This window comes from Streptomyces sp. NPDC051555, assembly GCF_044454405.1.
GTDB lineage: Bacteria > Actinomycetota > Actinomycetes > Streptomycetales > Streptomycetaceae > Streptomyces.
This window is the reverse complement of record NZ_JBITDP010000013.1, coordinates 239,356-254,627: the sequence shown is the minus strand read 5'-3', so window position 1 is coordinate 254,627 and position 15,272 is coordinate 239,356. Positions and strand designations below refer to the sequence as shown.

Annotated in this window: 7 protein-coding genes; 3 read left to right on the top strand and 4 right to left on the bottom strand. The window is 75.5% G+C overall.

Features of this window, described 5'->3' with window-relative positions; all coding sequences use genetic code 11:
* Positions 1-136: 136 nt before the first annotated feature.
* Together ACIBEA_RS26005 and ACIBEA_RS26000 are read right to left on the bottom strand one after the other, a co-directional pair.
* Positions 137-1,906, bottom strand: coding sequence for a SpoIIE family protein phosphatase (locus tag ACIBEA_RS26005; protein WP_399264836.1), 1,770 nt, complete (start codon positions 1,904-1,906; stop codon positions 137-139).
* A gap of 131 nt (positions 1,907-2,037) precedes the next feature.
* The gene (locus ACIBEA_RS26000; RefSeq protein ID WP_399264795.1) at positions 2,038-3,456 is read right to left on the bottom strand and encodes an NAD(P)/FAD-dependent oxidoreductase; all 1,419 of its coding nucleotides are present in this window, start codon (positions 3,454-3,456) and stop codon (positions 2,038-2,040) included.
* A gap of 343 nt (positions 3,457-3,799) precedes the next feature.
* Here ACIBEA_RS26000 and ACIBEA_RS25995 point away from each other — a divergent pair, with 343 nt between their 5' ends.
* Positions 3,800-4,582 (top strand): TetR/AcrR family transcriptional regulator, encoded by a 783-nt coding sequence (locus ACIBEA_RS25995; protein WP_399264793.1) that lies wholly within the window; start codon positions 3,800-3,802, stop codon positions 4,580-4,582.
* Between the two features lie 263 nt (positions 4,583-4,845).
* A complete protein-coding gene (locus ACIBEA_RS25990; protein ID WP_399264791.1) occupies positions 4,846-6,816 on the top strand; it encodes a sigma-70 family RNA polymerase sigma factor in 1,971 nt (656 codons plus the stop codon).
* 287 nt (positions 6,817-7,103) lie between these two features.
* On the opposite strand, the gene ACIBEA_RS25985 is transcribed toward ACIBEA_RS25990, so the two are convergent.
* Entirely contained in the window at positions 7,104-10,490 is a 3,387-nt protein-coding gene (locus ACIBEA_RS25985; RefSeq protein ID WP_399264789.1) for an ATP-binding protein, read from the bottom strand.
* Positions 10,491-10,674: 184 nt separating this feature from the next.
* Positions 10,675-12,933 carry an asparagine synthase-related protein gene (locus ACIBEA_RS25980; RefSeq protein WP_399264787.1) on the bottom strand — a complete coding sequence of 753 codons (2,259 nt, stop codon included), beginning with the start codon at positions 12,931-12,933 and terminating at the stop codon, positions 10,675-10,677.
* Between the two features lie 591 nt (positions 12,934-13,524).
* On the opposite strand from ACIBEA_RS25980, the gene ACIBEA_RS25975 reads away from it, so the two are divergent.
* Positions 13,525-15,210, top strand: a complete 1,686-nt coding sequence (locus ACIBEA_RS25975) for a sporulation protein (protein ID WP_399264785.1) — start codon at positions 13,525-13,527, stop codon at positions 15,208-15,210.
* Positions 15,211-15,272: the final 62 nt, after the last annotated feature.

The window sequence follows — 15,272 nt, the reverse complement described above, 5'->3', positions numbered from 1 at the left end:
GGGTGGGGGGGGGGGCGGCGGGCGGGCCCCGCGCGGGGGGGGGGGGGGGGGGGGGGGGGGGCCGGCGGGGCGGGGGGCCGGGCGGGGGGCGGGGGGGGGGGCCCCCCCCCCCGCGTCCTGCTCCTCGCCCTCGCCCCTACTCGCCCGGCTTCTTGTCCGGGAGGGCGAACTCGCACCAGACGGCCTTGCCGCCGCCCGGGGTGCGCCGGGTGCCCCACGAGGAGGCGATGGTCGCGACGATCGAGATGCCGCGGCCCGTCTCGTCGGCCGGTTCGGCGCGGCGGCGCCGCGGCAGGTGGTCGTCCCCGTCGGTGACCTCGATGATCAGGCGGCGGTCCGTACGGCGCAGACGCAGGCGCATCGGCGGCGTGCCGTGCTGGAGGGAGTTCGCCACGAGTTCGCTGGCGGCCAGCACGCCGAGGTCGCACAGCTCCATCGGGAAGCGCCAGGAGGCGAGGACGCCCTGGGCGAAGGCCCGGGCGCGCGGGGCCGCCTCGATGCCGCCCAGCAGCTCCAGGGCCGCGTTGTGGAAGAGCTCCGCCTCCGAGCCGACGCGGGCGGGCTGCTGGAGGACCATCACGGCGACGTCGTCGTCGTGGTCGGCGTCCACGCCCAGGGCGCGCATCAGCCGGTCGCAGATGACGGCGGGGGTGCCCAGGGCGCCGGAGAGGGCGCGTTCCAGGGCGGCCACGCCCTCGTCGATGTCCTCGCCCCGGCGCTCGACGAGGCCGTCGGTGTAGAGGACCGCGGTGGAGCCGGGGCCCAGCGCGATGGTGCCGGAGGTGTGCAGCCAGCCGCCGGTGCCGAGCGGGGGCCCGGTGGGGTCGGCGGCGCGCCGGACGGTGCCGTCCTCGTCGCGGACGAGGATGGGCAGGTGGCCCGCGGAGGCGTAGGCCAGCAGGCCCTCGCTGGGGTCGTGGACGGCGTACACGCAGGTCGCGATCTGGCTGGCGTCGATCTCGGCGGCGAGTCCGTCGAGGAGCTGGAGCACCTCGTGCGGAGGCAGGTCGAGCCGGGCGTAGGCGCGCACCGCGGTGCGCAGCTGGCCCATGACGGCGGCGGCGCGGACGCCCCGGCCCATGACGTCGCCGATGACGAGGGCGGTGCGGCCGGCGCCGAGGGTGATGACGTCGTACCAGTCGCCGCCGACCGCGGCCTCGGTGCCGCCGGGTTGGTAGGTGGCGGCGATGCGCAGGTCGTCGGGCTGTTCCAGCTCCTGCGGGAGCAGGGAGCGCTGGAGGGTGACGACGGCCTCGCGCTGGCGGCGCTCGGCGGTGCGCAGCCGTTCGACGGCTTCGGCGTGGTCGGTGACGTCGGCGAGGTGGATCAGTACGCCCGCGCTGCGGCCCGCGCCGTCGGCCTCGGGGAAGTCCACGGGGGTGCAGGTGGCGGTGTAGGAGCTGCCGCCGGGTGCCTTGCGGTTCTTGGCGGTACGGGGCTTGCCGCTGCGCAGGACCTGGTCGAGGAGCGGGAGCAGCCCGAGCTCGCCGAGTTCGGGCAGGGCTTCGTGGGCGGCGGCGCCGGTGGGCCGGGGGCCGAAACCCGCCGTGTAGGCGTCGTTGACGTAGGCGATGCGGTGCTCGGGACCGTGCACGAGCGCGACGCGGGCCGGGAGGCACCCGAGGACCTCGCGCACGGAGAGCACGTCGAGGGAGGGCACCGCGGCGAGCGCTGCGGCGGATCCGGTTCCGGTCCCGGAGACGGTGGGGTCCGTGGGGCCGGCGGGGCCGCCGTCCTGGGTGGACGGGCTCCGCTCGGTGCCACTGCCGGTGGGGTCGGCGCGGACGCCGCGGGCTGCCGGGACGGAGCCTTCGCCCCGCTTGGCCTGGGCTGCGGCATGTTCGGTCCGGGCGGCGGCGCGGCGCTGCGTTCCTGGAAACCGGGCGCTCCAGCGCGTGAAGTTCACTGCGTTCAAGCCTCGTGGTGTCGCTATTGGTCGCTACATCGCTCGTGGTCGGTCGCTCGGCGGTGTCACTCTGTGCAGGTGTGAGCCCACCTATGGTCACACGTCCAGTGTGGCCGACCACACTGACAACGTCAGCGCTGGCTGTCCTTCGGGGGGTTGGGGGCGGACGGGGGTGGGGGTTCCTTGGGTCCGCCGCCCGCGGCGAGTTCGAATTCGGCCCTGGGGTGTTCGAGGGACCCGAGGGAGACGATCTCGCGCTTGAACAGCCCGGAGAGGGTCCATTCGGCGAGGACGCGCATCTTGCGGTTGAAGGTGGGGACGCGGCTCAGGTGGTAGACGCGGTGCATGAGCCAGGCCGGGTAGCCCTTGAGCTTGCGGCCGTACACGTGGGCGACGCCCTTGTGGAGGCCGAGGGAGGCCACGGAGCCGACGTACTTGTGGGCGTACTCGGTGAGCACTTCGTCGCGCAGGGCGTGGATCAGGTTGTCCGCGAGCACCTTGGCCTGACGGACGGCGTGCTGCGCGTTGGGGGCGCATTCGGTGCCCGGTGCGGCGGCGGTGATGTCGGGGACGGCGGCCGCGTCTCCGGCGGACCAGGCGTGTTCGACGCCCGCGACGGTGAGGAAGGCGGTGCAGGCGAGCCGGCCGCGTTCGTTGCGGGGCAGGTCGGAGGCGGCGAGGACGGGGTGGGGTTTGACGCCCGCGGTCCACACGACGGTGCGGGTGGGGAAGCGGGCTCCGTCGCTGAGGACGGCGACGCGGTCCGCGCAGGATTCCAGGCGGGTCTCCAGGCGCAGGTCGATGTTGCGGGCGCGCAGCTCCCGGATCGTGTACTTGCCCATGTCGGGGCCGACCTCGGGGAGGATCCGGTCGCTGGCCTCCACCAGGACCCATTTCATGTCTTCGGGCTTGATGTTGTGGTAGTACCGGGCGGCGTAACGGGCCATGTCCTCCAGCTCCGCGAGAGCCTCGACGCCCGCGTATCCGCCGCCGACGAAGACGAAGGTCAGGGCCGCGTCGCGGATGGCCGGGTCGCGGGTCGAGGAGGCGATGTCCATCTGTTCGATGACGTGGTTGCGCAGGCCGATGGCCTCTTCGACGGTCTTGAAACCGATGGCGTACTCGGCGAGTCCCGGAATGGGGAGCGTGCGGGACACCGAGCCGGGGGCGACGACGATCTCGTCGTACTCGATCTCGACGGCGCCGGTGCCCTCCTCGGCGGTGGCGAGGGTGGTGATGGTCGCGGTCCGTTTGGCGTGGTCGATGCTGCGGGCCTCGCCCACGACGATGCGGCAGCGGTCCAGCACGCGGCGCAGCGGTACGACGACGTGGCGCGGGGAGATGGAGCCGGCGGCCGCCTCCGGGAGGAACGGCTGGTAGGTCATGTACGGCTCGGGACTGATCACCGTGACCTCGGCCTCGTCGGCTCTCAGCTTTCGCTGGAGCCGGAGCGCCGTGTACATGCCGACGTAACCTCCGCCGACGACGAGGATGCGTGTCCGGGGCGGGGTGCCGGGGGCCGAGCCCCGGGAGTTAGCAGCCTTCACCATCCCATGACGCAACGTGGCCGGGAGTTTGTCCACAGGCTCGACAAATTGTGTGACCGGAGGTGGGGGTGTGAAGGGCTGGTTCACAGATGTGGATGGGAGGTGAGGTGCGCAGGTCAGGCAGTGCGGAGGGGGTGATTCCGGGGGCTTGGAACGGAAAAGTGGGGGTCAATGCTCCGATCGAGCGATGGTCCGTACGGAGCTGCCTCTTCTGAATTGACTCTGGCTCAACTATGTTCGTAGCCCGTCGAGGAGTTAGGACCAGGGCCCACATGACTGTGGCCCCCCTCGACACGAAGGCGGGGACTGTCTCCGGGGGGAGACAAATGATTACCGGGGGAAACATATGAACATTTCCGATTTCCATGGGTCTGCGACCGCGCTCTCGGCCGAGGGCGCCACTCGTGTGATCGCTGGTGGAACCTCGCACGGCGTGGGCCGCTCCACGCCCCTGCGGGTCGACGCACAGCGCAACCTCGAACACGTCCTGCGCGCCGCGCGCGAGGTGTTCGGTGAACTGGGCTACGGGGCTCCGATGGAAGACGTCGCGCGGCGCGCCCGCGTCGGTGTCGGCACCGTCTACCGGCGCTTCCCGAGCAAGGACGTCCTGGTCCGGCGCATAGCCGAGGAGGAGACCTCCCGGCTGACCGAGCAGGCCAGGGCCGCGCTCGGCCAGGAGGAGGAGCCGTGGCAGGCGCTGTCGCGCTTCCTGCGCACCTCCGTCGCCTCGGGCGCCGGGCGGCTGCTGCCGCCGCAGGTGCTGCGGGTCGGCTCGACCAACGAGGACGGCCAGGACGTGCTGGAAGCCGTGGACACGGCGCGGGTGCCGCAGCAGCGGCAGGCCGTGGTGGTCGGCGGTCAGCCGGACCTGCGGGTCGTGGGCGGGCGTACCTCGATCGAGGACGAGCCGTCGGAGGACGCGGGCGCCGGTGCGCTCCTGGAGGTCGTCGGCCGGCTGGTCGACCGCGCCCGGGAGGCCGGTGAACTGCGCCGCGACGTCACGGTGGCCGATGTCCTGCTCGTCATCGCGACGGCCGCGCCCGCACTGCCGGACCCGGCCCAGCAGGCGGCCGCTTCGGCCCGACTGCTGGACATCCTGCTGGAGGGGCTGCGCTCGCGGACCGTCTGAGCGGACCGGCACGGCTGAGTCACCTTCGCGCGGTCGGTCCGCCGGGAAACCGGGTGGACCGGCCGCGCGTTCGGCTCCCGCGGGTGAATCCGTGGAGCGGGCCCCTCGAACGGACGGTCACCCGGACGGGTGAGGTGGGGTGCGGGAACTCGCCGAATCCTGCCCGGATGAGTGGATGCCGTCCGGAGCGGTCCGGTGCGCGGTCGCCGTGTGACACGCTGGTTCGGTGTACCGGCTGAGTGTGTCCTGCGGGGGCTTGCGCGATGGGCGTTGACGGGCGGGAAGATCCGGTCTCCGGTGCGGCGGGCCCCGGCGGCGAGTCCGACGCGGGTGAGTTGCCCGCCCGGCAGGTCCCCGCCCAGCGCGAACCGAGCGGCGCCCGGACCTCCGCTGCGAGCGCGGCGTCGGCGGGCTCTGCCGGTGCGGCCGGTGCGGAACCGCTCTCGTCCGACGCCGAGTTGATCGCGCGGATGCGCGGGGGTGACGACGGCGCCTACGAGGAGCTCTTCCGGCGGCACGCCGATTCCGTACGCCGCTACGCGCGCACCTGCTGCCGCGACGCCCACACCGCCGACGACCTGACCGCCGAGGTGTTCGCCCGGACCCTCCAGGCGGTGCGCGGCGGAGCCGGGCCCGACCAGGCGGTGCGCGCGTACCTGCTCACCACCGTCCGTCGGGTCGCCGCGGCCTGGACGAAGACCGCCAAGCGGGAGCAGCTCGTCGAGGACTTCGCCCTGTTCGCGGAGCAGGCCGGCGCGGGAGCCGAGGCGGGGACGGGTCTGGCGCCCGGCGCGGACACCCTGGAACTGGGCGCGGACGTACGGGCCATGCACGAGGCCGAGCAGTCGCTGGCCATGCAGGCCTTCCGCAGCCTGCCCGAGCGGTGGCAGGCCGTGCTGTGGCACACCACCGTCGAGGAGGCCTCGCCGAGCGCGATCGCCCCGCTCTTCGGGCTGACCCCCAATGCGACGGCGGTGCTGGCCAGCCGGGCCCGGGAGGGGCTCAAGCAGGCCTACCTCCAGGCCCACGTGAGCACCGCGCTGAGCGAGGGCGGGGACTGCGCCCGCTACGCCGATCGGCTGGGCGCCCATGCCCGGGGCGGGCTGCGGGTGCGGGCCGAGCGGGGGCTGCGCAAGCACCTGGAGGAGTGCGTGAAGTGCCGGCTGGTCGCCGGTGAACTCAAGGACGTCAATGCCGGGATCCCGGCGCTGCTTCCGGTCGCGGTCATCGGGTGGTTCGCCGCCGGGTACGCGGTCAAGGCGGCCGGGGTGGTGGCCGGCGGGGTCGTGGCCGCGGGCGGTGCGGGGGCCGCCGCGGCGGCCGCGGGCGGTTCGACGGCCGGGGCCGGGGCCGGGGCCGGGGCGGCGGGGGCCGCCGGTGGGTCCGGGGCCGGTGCCTCGGGGGCGGGGGCGCTGGCCTCCGAAGGGCTGGGGCTGCCCGCCAAGGCCGCCATCGCCGCCGGTGTGGTGGTGGCCGCCGCGGCCGGGGTGGTGTTCGCGCTGGCCGGGGACGACGCGAAGCCCGAGGCCCAGGTGGCGCCGAAGCCGACCGCCGTCGCGCCCGCGCTCCCGCACGCCCCTGCTCCCCTCTCCCCTGAGCCCGATGCGCCCGCGCCGCGGCCGCCGGTCGTGCGGGCGCCCGTACCGTCGCCGCGCGGTTCGGCGCCGCACGCGCCCTCGCCGTCGCCGCCCCGGTCGTCCTCGCCGCCCGCGCCGACCCCCGCGAAGCCGAGCCCGCCGCGGGCGACGCCGAGTCCCCCGCGGCCTTCGCCCAAGCCGAGTCCGTCGCCCGCCCCCGCGACCGGCTACCAGCTGGTGCGACTGGAGCAGTCCGCGCTCGGCGACCACGACGGGCCCGAGGTGCAGACCTGGCGCAGCAGCTGGGTGTGGCAGCGGTGGGGGCTGGTGGTCGGCGACCGGCGCTACGGGCACGGGATCACCGTCAACGCCCGGTCCTCGGTGGAGATCACCCTGAACCGCGTGTGCCGCTCCTTCTCCGCGCGGGCCGGGGTGGACGGGCTGTCCCTGCCGGGTGACGGGGCCGTGCGCTTCTCCGTGTACGGCGACAGGGTGCGGCTGTGGCGGTCCGCCCCGGTCTCCTACGGCGAGCCCGCGGTGCCGGTCGAGGTCCCGCTCACCGGTCGCAAGACGCTGCGGCTGGTCGTGGAGCATGCCGATCGGCGCGCCGACCTGACGTTGGCCGCCTGGGCCGACTCGGTGATCAGCTGTCGGTGAACCGGCCGAGGGCGCCTGCGGCTGGGGGCGCCAGCGGCTGGGGGGCGCCAGCGGCTGGGGGCGCCAGCGGCTGGGGGGCGCCAGCGGCTGGGGGCGCCTGCGGCTCGGTGGGCCCTCCGGGGGCGCCTCAAACGCCGGCGGGGCTGGGATGGTGCGGCTCGGGTGCCAGGGCGGCGGGGGCTGGCCAGGAGGTGGGCGCTCCAGGGGTGCCTCGAACGCCGGCGGGGCTGGGGTGGTGCGGCTCGGGTGTCGGATCGTGGCGGGCTCGAAGGCTGGGGACGGGGTGGTCAGGGGGTGTTCAGGTCCGAGAGCAGAGCGCGGGGGGACAGGGCCGCGCCCGCCGCCGCCTCGCGGTCGTAGGCGACCTGGCCGAGGGTGGAGCTGTTGCGGGCCGGTAGGGCGTGCACCAGTGCCTCTTCGGGTACGGACCGGGGGAACCCGCCGCGCCAGGCGGTGGCCGCGGCCAGCGCGCGTACGGACCCGGCGGGCCGGTCCACGTCCGCCAGCAGCGCCGCGGTCGTTTCGGCGAGGACGGCCAGCACCCGTTCCGCGCAGTGCTCGGTGAACGCCTTCTCCAGCGTCGGCACGATCACCGCCAGTGCGGCGGCCGGACCCTCCTCCAGCGCCTTGAGCCGGGCGTCCAGGTTCGCCAGGCCCGCCACGAACTGCGGCGGCACGTTCGCCCGGAGCGACTCGACCCCGGCCCGCTCGTGCTCGGCGCGCGCCCGGACGGTATCGCCCTGGTCGAGCGCGATCATTCCGCCGAGGAGGTGGGAGAAGGCCAGGACGTCGGTCACTTGGGTGTCGTACGCCTCGGCGTCGGCCTCCGCCAGCAGCCGCAGGGCGTCCGCCGAGTCGCCCAGGCAGTAGGCGGTCTCGGCGATCCGGGCGAGCGCGAACGGCGCCTCGAAGTGCGAGCCGACCTCGCGGGCGAGGCGCAGGCACTCCTCGTACTCGGCGCGCGCCCAGTCGAACCGGCCGCGCGAGAGCGCGACCTCGCCGGCGGCGCTGGAGACCTGGGCGCGGGTCCAGCGGTCACCGACGCGACGGGCGATCTCGTGGAGCTCCGCCAGGTCCTCGTCGACCGTCGTCAGTCCGCCGGTGATGTCGATGGCGACGTGCGTACGGAGCATGAGGGTCACCCCGAGCTCCCACTCGCCCGCGTGCTCACGGCAGTTGGTGACGGTCTCGTCGAGCCCGGCGTGGAAGTCGAGGGAGTCGCCGGTGAGGTAGCAGGTCAGCGGCCACAGCATGCCGGGGAAGCGGGCGGCCTCCGGGCCGGGTCTGCGGAAGGCCCGCTGGATGCGATCGGCCATGGCCAGGCGCTCGGGCGTGCGGAACTCCCCGGCCGGGAGGGTTTCCGACAGCAGGAACACGTGGAGGAGCTGGAGGCGCATCCAGCGCCAGTACGCGGGGGTGTCGGCGGCCGGCTCCACCGGGTCGAGCTCGATCACCCGACCGGTCCACTCGGCGCCCTCGGTCCGGTAGTTGCGCAGCCACCAGAACCAGCCCAGGGCGAAGATGAGCCGCTGGGAGGTCTCCCGGTCGGCGTCGGAGACCGCTGCGGTGAAGGCGGCGCGCAGGTTGTCCAGCTCGGTCTCGATCCGCACGATCCAGGGAAGCTGGGCCGAGGAGCGCAGGCGGGGTTCCGCTTCCTCGACCAGGGCCGTGAAGTGGGCGGTGTGCCGGCGGACGGTGGCGGCCAGGTCGGCGGGGACCTCGGCGGCGCGCTCGGCGGCGTACTCGTGGATGGTCTCCAGCATGCGGTAGCGCATCGCGGTGGCGCCCTCGGCGGCGGAGGAGACCCCGGGCGAGACCCGGACCGGGGCCGGGTCGGCCACGACGAGGGACTTGTCGACCAGGGCGCCGAGTACGTCGGCCACATCAGCGATGTCGGTCCCGGACCAGGCGTCGGGTTCGGAGTCGGAGTCGGAGTCGGGGTCGCGTCGTGCGCAGACGGCTTCGGCCGCGGTCAGGTCGCAGCCGCCGGCGAAGACGGACAGGCGGCGCAGGACCGTGCGTTCGTCGGCGTCCAGCAGTTCCCAGGACCAGTCGACCACCGCCCGCAGCGTCTGCTGGCGCGGCAGCACCGTACGGCTCCCGCTGGTCAACAACCGGAACCGGTTGTCCAACCGGTCCGCGATCTGCCGCGGGGTCAACAACCGCAGCCGCGCCGCCGCCAACTCGATCGCCAACGGCAACCCGTCCAACCGGGCGCAGATCTCGGCGACGGCGGCCGGGTCGTCGGCCACGGCGAACCCCGGCCGGGCGGCGGCGCCGCGCTCCGCGAAGAGGCGGTGCGCGTGGTCGGGCGGGAGGGGTTCGACGGGGCGGACGTTCTCGCCGGGCACGCCGAGGGGTTCGCGGCTGGTGGCCAGGATCCGCACGCCCGGACAGTGCGTGAGCAGCCGCTCCGCCAGCTCGGCGGCGGCCCCGATGACGTGCTCGCAGTTGTCGAGGACGAGGAGGAGGCGGCGCTGGGCGCAGTGTTCCAGCAGTTGGGTGGTGGGGTCCTGCGCGACGGGCTTCTCGCGGCCGACGAGGACGGTGTCGCGCAGGCCGAGGACGCTGAGGACCGCGCCGGGGACGGCCGCCGGGTGGTCGAGGCGGGCCAGCTCGACCAGCCAGACCGGTTCGGCGGGGGTGGCCGGGGTGGCGGGGTCGGTGCGCTCGGCGTGGCGGGCGGCCGCGTGTTCGGCGAGGCGGGTCTTCCCGGAGCCGCCGGGGCCGGTGAGGGTGACGAGGCGGGCGCGGGACAGGTCGGTGTGGAGGGCGGCGAGTTCGGGTTCGCGGCCGACGAAGGAGGTGAGGCGGGGGCGGAGGTTGCCGCGGCGCTCGGTGGGGGCGGGGCCGGGGGCGGGGGGTGTGGTCGTGGGCGCGGGTGCCGGTATGGGGCGCAGGAGGTCGGCGTGGAGGGCGGTGAGTTCCGGGCCGGGGTCCGTGCCGAGGCCGTCGGCGAGGGCGCGGCGGGTGCGGTCGTACGCGGCGAGCGCGTCGGCGGTGCGGCCGGCGGCGCGCAGGGCGCGCAACTGCTGGGCGCGCAGGGGCTCGTCGTACGGGTGGACCGCGATCAGCGCCTCGATCTCGGGGAGCAGAGAGGCCGGATCGGTGGTGGGGGTGCGCAGTTCGGCCTCGATGAGGTCGCGGACGGCGGCGGCGCGCCGGGCCTCCGGGCCGATGGCGTGCGCGGCGCGGGTGGCGGGGTCGGGGAGGTCGGCGAGGGCCGGGCCGCGCCAGAGGGCCAGGGCGGTGCGGAGGATGTCGGCGGTGTGGAGGATGTCGGTGGTGCCGAGGACCTCGGCGGGGGGCCGCGCTCCGGGCGGGGGCGCGGAGAGGGCCTGGGCGGCCTGGCGGGCCAGGCGCTGGAAGACGTACAGGTCCACGTCGTCCCGGGTGGCGGACAGGCGGTAGCCGCCGGTGGGGTCGGCCTGGACCGTGTCCTTGCCGCCGAGGGTGCGGCGCAGGCGGGATACGAGGGCCTGCAGGGCGGCGGGTGCGTCGTGGGGCGGGTCCTCGCCCCAGATCTCGTCGATGAGGACGGACACGGGGACGGCGGGGCCGCCGGCCCGGAGCGCGAGGGCGGCGAGGAGCGCGCGGAGGCGGGCGCCGCCGATGGGGAGGGGGGCGCCGGAATCGTCACGGGCTTGGGTGTTGCCGAGGATCAGGTACCGCACAGGGTCATTTTGCCTTGGGGGTGAGGGGCGGGGGGCATGGGTGTGGGGGGCGGGGGGTGCGGGGGCGCTGCGCGGGGCCGGCCCTTCCCCGCCCCTTCCCGAGACCGGGCTCCGCCCGGACCCGCGCCTCGATCTCCCCCGGCCACCGCTGGGAGGTACCCCCGAGCGGACGGGCGGGCGGTGGTCAGGAGAGGGCCGGGCGGCGGAGGGGGATGCCGGTGGGGACGGCGCGGCGGCGGGGGGAGGAGGTGCCCGTCCAGCAGGTGCCGCGGCGGCCCAGGAGGCGGCGCAGCCACAGTTCCACGGAGACCAGTTCGGCGAGGCCGTCCAGCGGGACCGGATGGCCCTGCGCCGCATCGATCAGGGCCTGCTGGATGACCCGCGCCTCGATCAGGCCCGCGTCCGCCAACAGCGGTGCGGTGAAGAGCGCCAGCAGCGGGTCGAGGGCGGCGCGCAGCCCGAGCCGGACCGCCGTTTCGTTGGCGGAGTGGGCCGGGGCGCCCCAGCCGGGCGGGAGTTCGCGCACGCCCGTGCCCGCGAGGACGGTCCGCAGGATCGCGGCGCGGGCACCGGGCTGGACCCGCAGGGATTCGGGCAGGGCGCGGGCCGCGCGGACGACCTGGTTGTCGAGGAACGGGGCGTGCAGCCGCTGGCTGCGGACCTCCACGGCCTGTTCGAAGACCCGGTGGTCGGCCGCGTGCCGGGCCAGGACCGATCGGGCCCGGGCCTCCCCGGGGCGCAGCGAGAGCGGGGGGCGGCCCGCGGCCGCGGCGAGCCGGACGGCGACCTCGGCGAGGGCTTCGCCGGTCAGCCAGCTCGCGGCGGGCCCGGGCCGGCACCAGGTGAGGGCGGCGAGGGAGGCGTCGAGCGGGGTGGCGGCGCCCCGGGGCAACAGGCCCTCGCGCAGCCGGGCGGCGGCCGCTTCCATGCCCGCGCGGTAGGGCGTACGGGCGAGGCGGCGGGCGGCGGAGTACACGGTCAGGGGGACGAGCAGCGACTGGCCGGAGGACTGGCCTTCGGCGCCGACCGAGCGGGCGAGGGCGGCGACGGGCCGCAGCAGGTGGCGTCTGCGGCGGTCCATGAGGAGGTCGGCCAGCCGGGCGGGGTGCGCGTCGAGGACCTGGCGGGCGCCGTGGCCGACGAAGTGGTCGGCGCTGCCCGAGGCCAGTCGGCGCCGGTCGCGGGCGGCGAGGACGAGGGAGGGGCCGGGTTCGTCGGTGAGGGGGCCGTCGAGGTCGGCGTACGGGAGGGCCTCTTCGGCCGCGGCGACGACGACGTGGTGCAGGCGGGGGTCGGCGGCGATGGCGTGGGCGCGTTCGAGTTCGCCCTCGCGGCCCTGCGGGGTGGTGAGGTCGTTGAAGGTGACGGCGAGCAGGCGTTCGCCGGCTCCGGAGCCGTGCCCGAGGACGGTGCCGGGGGCGCCGGGCAGTCCGGCGGCGAGGAGGGCGAGGGTGGCGGAGGCACTGCCGCCGGAGAGGTCGGCGCCCACGCCGGCGGTGGGGGCGCCGCGGGCGGCGCGGCGGTCGGCGGGGCCCATGCCGGGAACCGGCCCGGGGTCGTGGGGCAGGGTGTCGGGGGCATGGCGGGGCGCCGTGAGCCGGGCGCGCACCGCGTCGACGAGTGCTTCGCGCACGCCCTCGGTCGCGGCCTCGGCCTCCATCTCGGGCGCGGCGACGGCGAGGGAGGCGACGGGCTCGTAGCCGGTGATCTCGCGGGAGCCCTCGCGCAGGATGATCGCGTGCCCGGGCGGGATCCGGCGGACGCCCGCGTACGGTGTGCCGTCGCCCAGTGCCTCGGGGCTGTCGGGACAGGCCAGCAGGGCGGCGAGGTGGCCGATGTCGAGCTGGGCCTCGATCAGGTCGGCGAGGGGAAGGGCCGCGGTGGCGTACGCCGTTCCGCCCGCCCAGGGGGTGTAGAAGACGGGCCGGGCGCCGGCGAGGTCGCCGACGACGGTGATCCGGCGGCCGGCCTGGACGACGGCGGTGTAGCTGCCGGGCCACTGGGTGAGGTGGCGCAGGGCGCCGCCCCGGGCGGCGTAGAGGGCGCGGCGCAGTTCGGCGTCGCCGGCGCCGCAGCAGCCGAGGACGGCGAGCCGGGTGAAGGGGTCGGCGGGATCGGCGGTGACGGTGCGGATCTCGTCGGGGCGCCAGTCGCCGACGGCCCACAGCGGGTCGGGGTCGCCCCACAGGAGTTGGGCGCCGACCGGGTGCAGGGTGCGTTCGGTGTATTCGTCCGGCTCGCCGTAGGCGCCGCCGTACGCGCCGGCGGATCCCGGGGAACCGACCGGGCCCGTGGAAGCGTAGGGGGTTTGGGAGGCGTACGAGGTGCGCGGGACGTCCGCGAGGCCGCCGCGCAGCCCGTCGGGCCCTCGGCCGGGTTCGCCGACGCGCCCGGCCGTGCCGAAGCTCGCGGCGATACTGCTCCAGCCCACCAACCACCGCATAGCCGTCTCCCCAGCCCGTGGGCATGTGACCGGGGCCGGACGGCCGGACGGCGGGACCCCGGGTGGCTCGGGTCCATGCTGCCACGAGACAGGCGTGCGAGAGTGGTTAAGGGGGGCGCACATGCAAACGAACACGCCCCGCCCACGCGGTATTTGGCGTTCCGTGCCCACCGCCCCATAGGTCGGTTTCGGCCATTCTTCGGCCGTACTGAGTGCCCGCGCGGGGGCGCGGTCCGGGAAGCGGCGTCCACCTCCCGGACCGTACCGCCACCCGCGGGGATTGAGGCGGCGGTCCCTCCCGGCCCGCCGGATCCACGCGTCGGGCCGACCCACGCACCGCACATCGAATCGCCGGGCCCCGGGGCGGGGCAGAGCGCACGGGCGGGCGCACGGCCACACGGGCGGAGCACGCACTGACACGTGCGCCCCGGGCACGACCCCGGTCCCGACTGTGCGTACGGACAACAATCTCGCCATCCGGAAGGCGGGGCCTTAACGCTTGGGATGCGGCGAACTACGCTGGGTTTACGTTGCCGGGCGCCTATGCCCCGACGACGGTCTGCGTTCCACGTGTGTGACGAGGGGTGGCGCATGTCCAGGGAGCTCCGTGAGCCGAACGAGAAGCTCGGCGCCGTCCTCGCCCTCGCGGGCATCAGCAACGCGGGGCTGGCCCGGCGGGTCAACGACCTCGGGGCGCAGCGTGGACTGACGCTCCGGTACGACAAGACCTCGGTCGCCCGGTGGGTGTCCAAGGGCATGGTGCCGCAGGGTGCGGCCCCTCATCTCATCGCCGCCGCCATCGGCGCCAAGCTGGGGCGGCCGGTACCGCTGCACGAGATCGGACTGGCGGACGCGGACCCCGCGCCCGAGGTCGGCCTCGCCTTCCCGCGCGACGTGGGCGCGGCGGTGCGCTCGGCCACCGACCTCTACCGTCTCGACCTCGCGGGCCGGCGCGGGGGCGGCGGGATCTGGCAGTCCTTGGCCGGCTCCTTCTCCGTGGCGGCGTACGCGACGCCCGCCTCGCGCTGGCTGATATCTCCGGCGGACGGCTCGGTCGCGCGTGAGGCCAATGCTCCGGCCCCCCTTCTCTCGGACGGTGCGGCGGGAGGTGCGGGCGGTACGGGTGCTGCGGGTCCTGCGGGTTCTGCGGGTTCTGCTGGAGGTACGAGCGGTACGGGCGGCACGAGCGGCACGACGGGCGGCAGCACGTCGGGCGGCGCGGCGAGCGGCGCTCCGGGCGGTGGCCCCGTGGTCCCGGTCACATCGCCGCCGACCTCCTTTGTGCCCGCGCAGTCCGGCGCCGAAACGCCGCGCGCACCAGGCCAGTCGACGGCCGCGCACTCCCCGGACCCGACCCCGCAGCGGGTCGGCCACAGCGACGTGGCCAAGCTGCGCGAGGCGGCCGAGGACGCGCGCCGCTGGGACTCCAAGTACGGCGGCGGGGACTGGCGTTCCTCGATGGTCCCCGAATGCCTCCGGGTGGACGCGGCCCCCCTGTTGCTGGGCTCCTACACCGACGAGGTGGGCCGGGCGCTGTTCGGGGCGACCGCCGAGCTGACCCGGCTGGCCGGGTGGATGGCCTTCGACACCGGCCAACAGGAGGCGGCCCAGCGGTACTACATCCAGGCGCTGCGCCTGGCCCGCGCGGCCGCCGACGTACCGCTCGGCGGGTACGTCCTGGCCTCGATGTCCCTCCAAGCCACCTACCGGGACTTCCCGGACGAGGGGGTGGACCTCGCGCAGGCCGCCGTCGAGCGCAACCGGGGGCTGGCCACGGCCCGCACCATGAGCTTCTTCCGGCTGGTGGAGGCCCGGGCGCACGCGAAGTCGGGCGACCCGGTGGCCGCCGGCGGGGCGCTGCGGGCGGCGGAGGGCTGGCTGGAGCGGGCGCGGGAGGGGGACCCCGATCCGACCTGGCTCGGTTTCTACTCGTACGACCGTTTCGCGGCGGATGCGGCGGAATGCTACCGGGACCTCAAACTGCCCCGGCAGGTGCGGCGGTTCACCGAGCAGGCACTGTCGCGCCCCACCGAGGAGTACGTGCGCTCGCACGGGCTGCGGTTGGTGGTGAGCGCGGTCGCCGAGCTGGAGTCCGGCAACCTCGACGCCGCCTGCGCGGCCGGGACCCGGGCGGTGGAGGTCGCGGGCCGGATCTCCTCGGCGCGCACCACGGAGTACGTACGGGACCTGCTGCACCGGCTGGAACCGTACGGCGACGAACCGCGCGTCGCCGAGCTGCGCGAGCGGGCCCGGCCGCTGCTGGTGACTCCGGCGTAGCCGCTTCCGCGCACCGCTCCCGCGCCGCGTTGTCAGTGGTGGGGTGCAGTATGCGGGGGTGG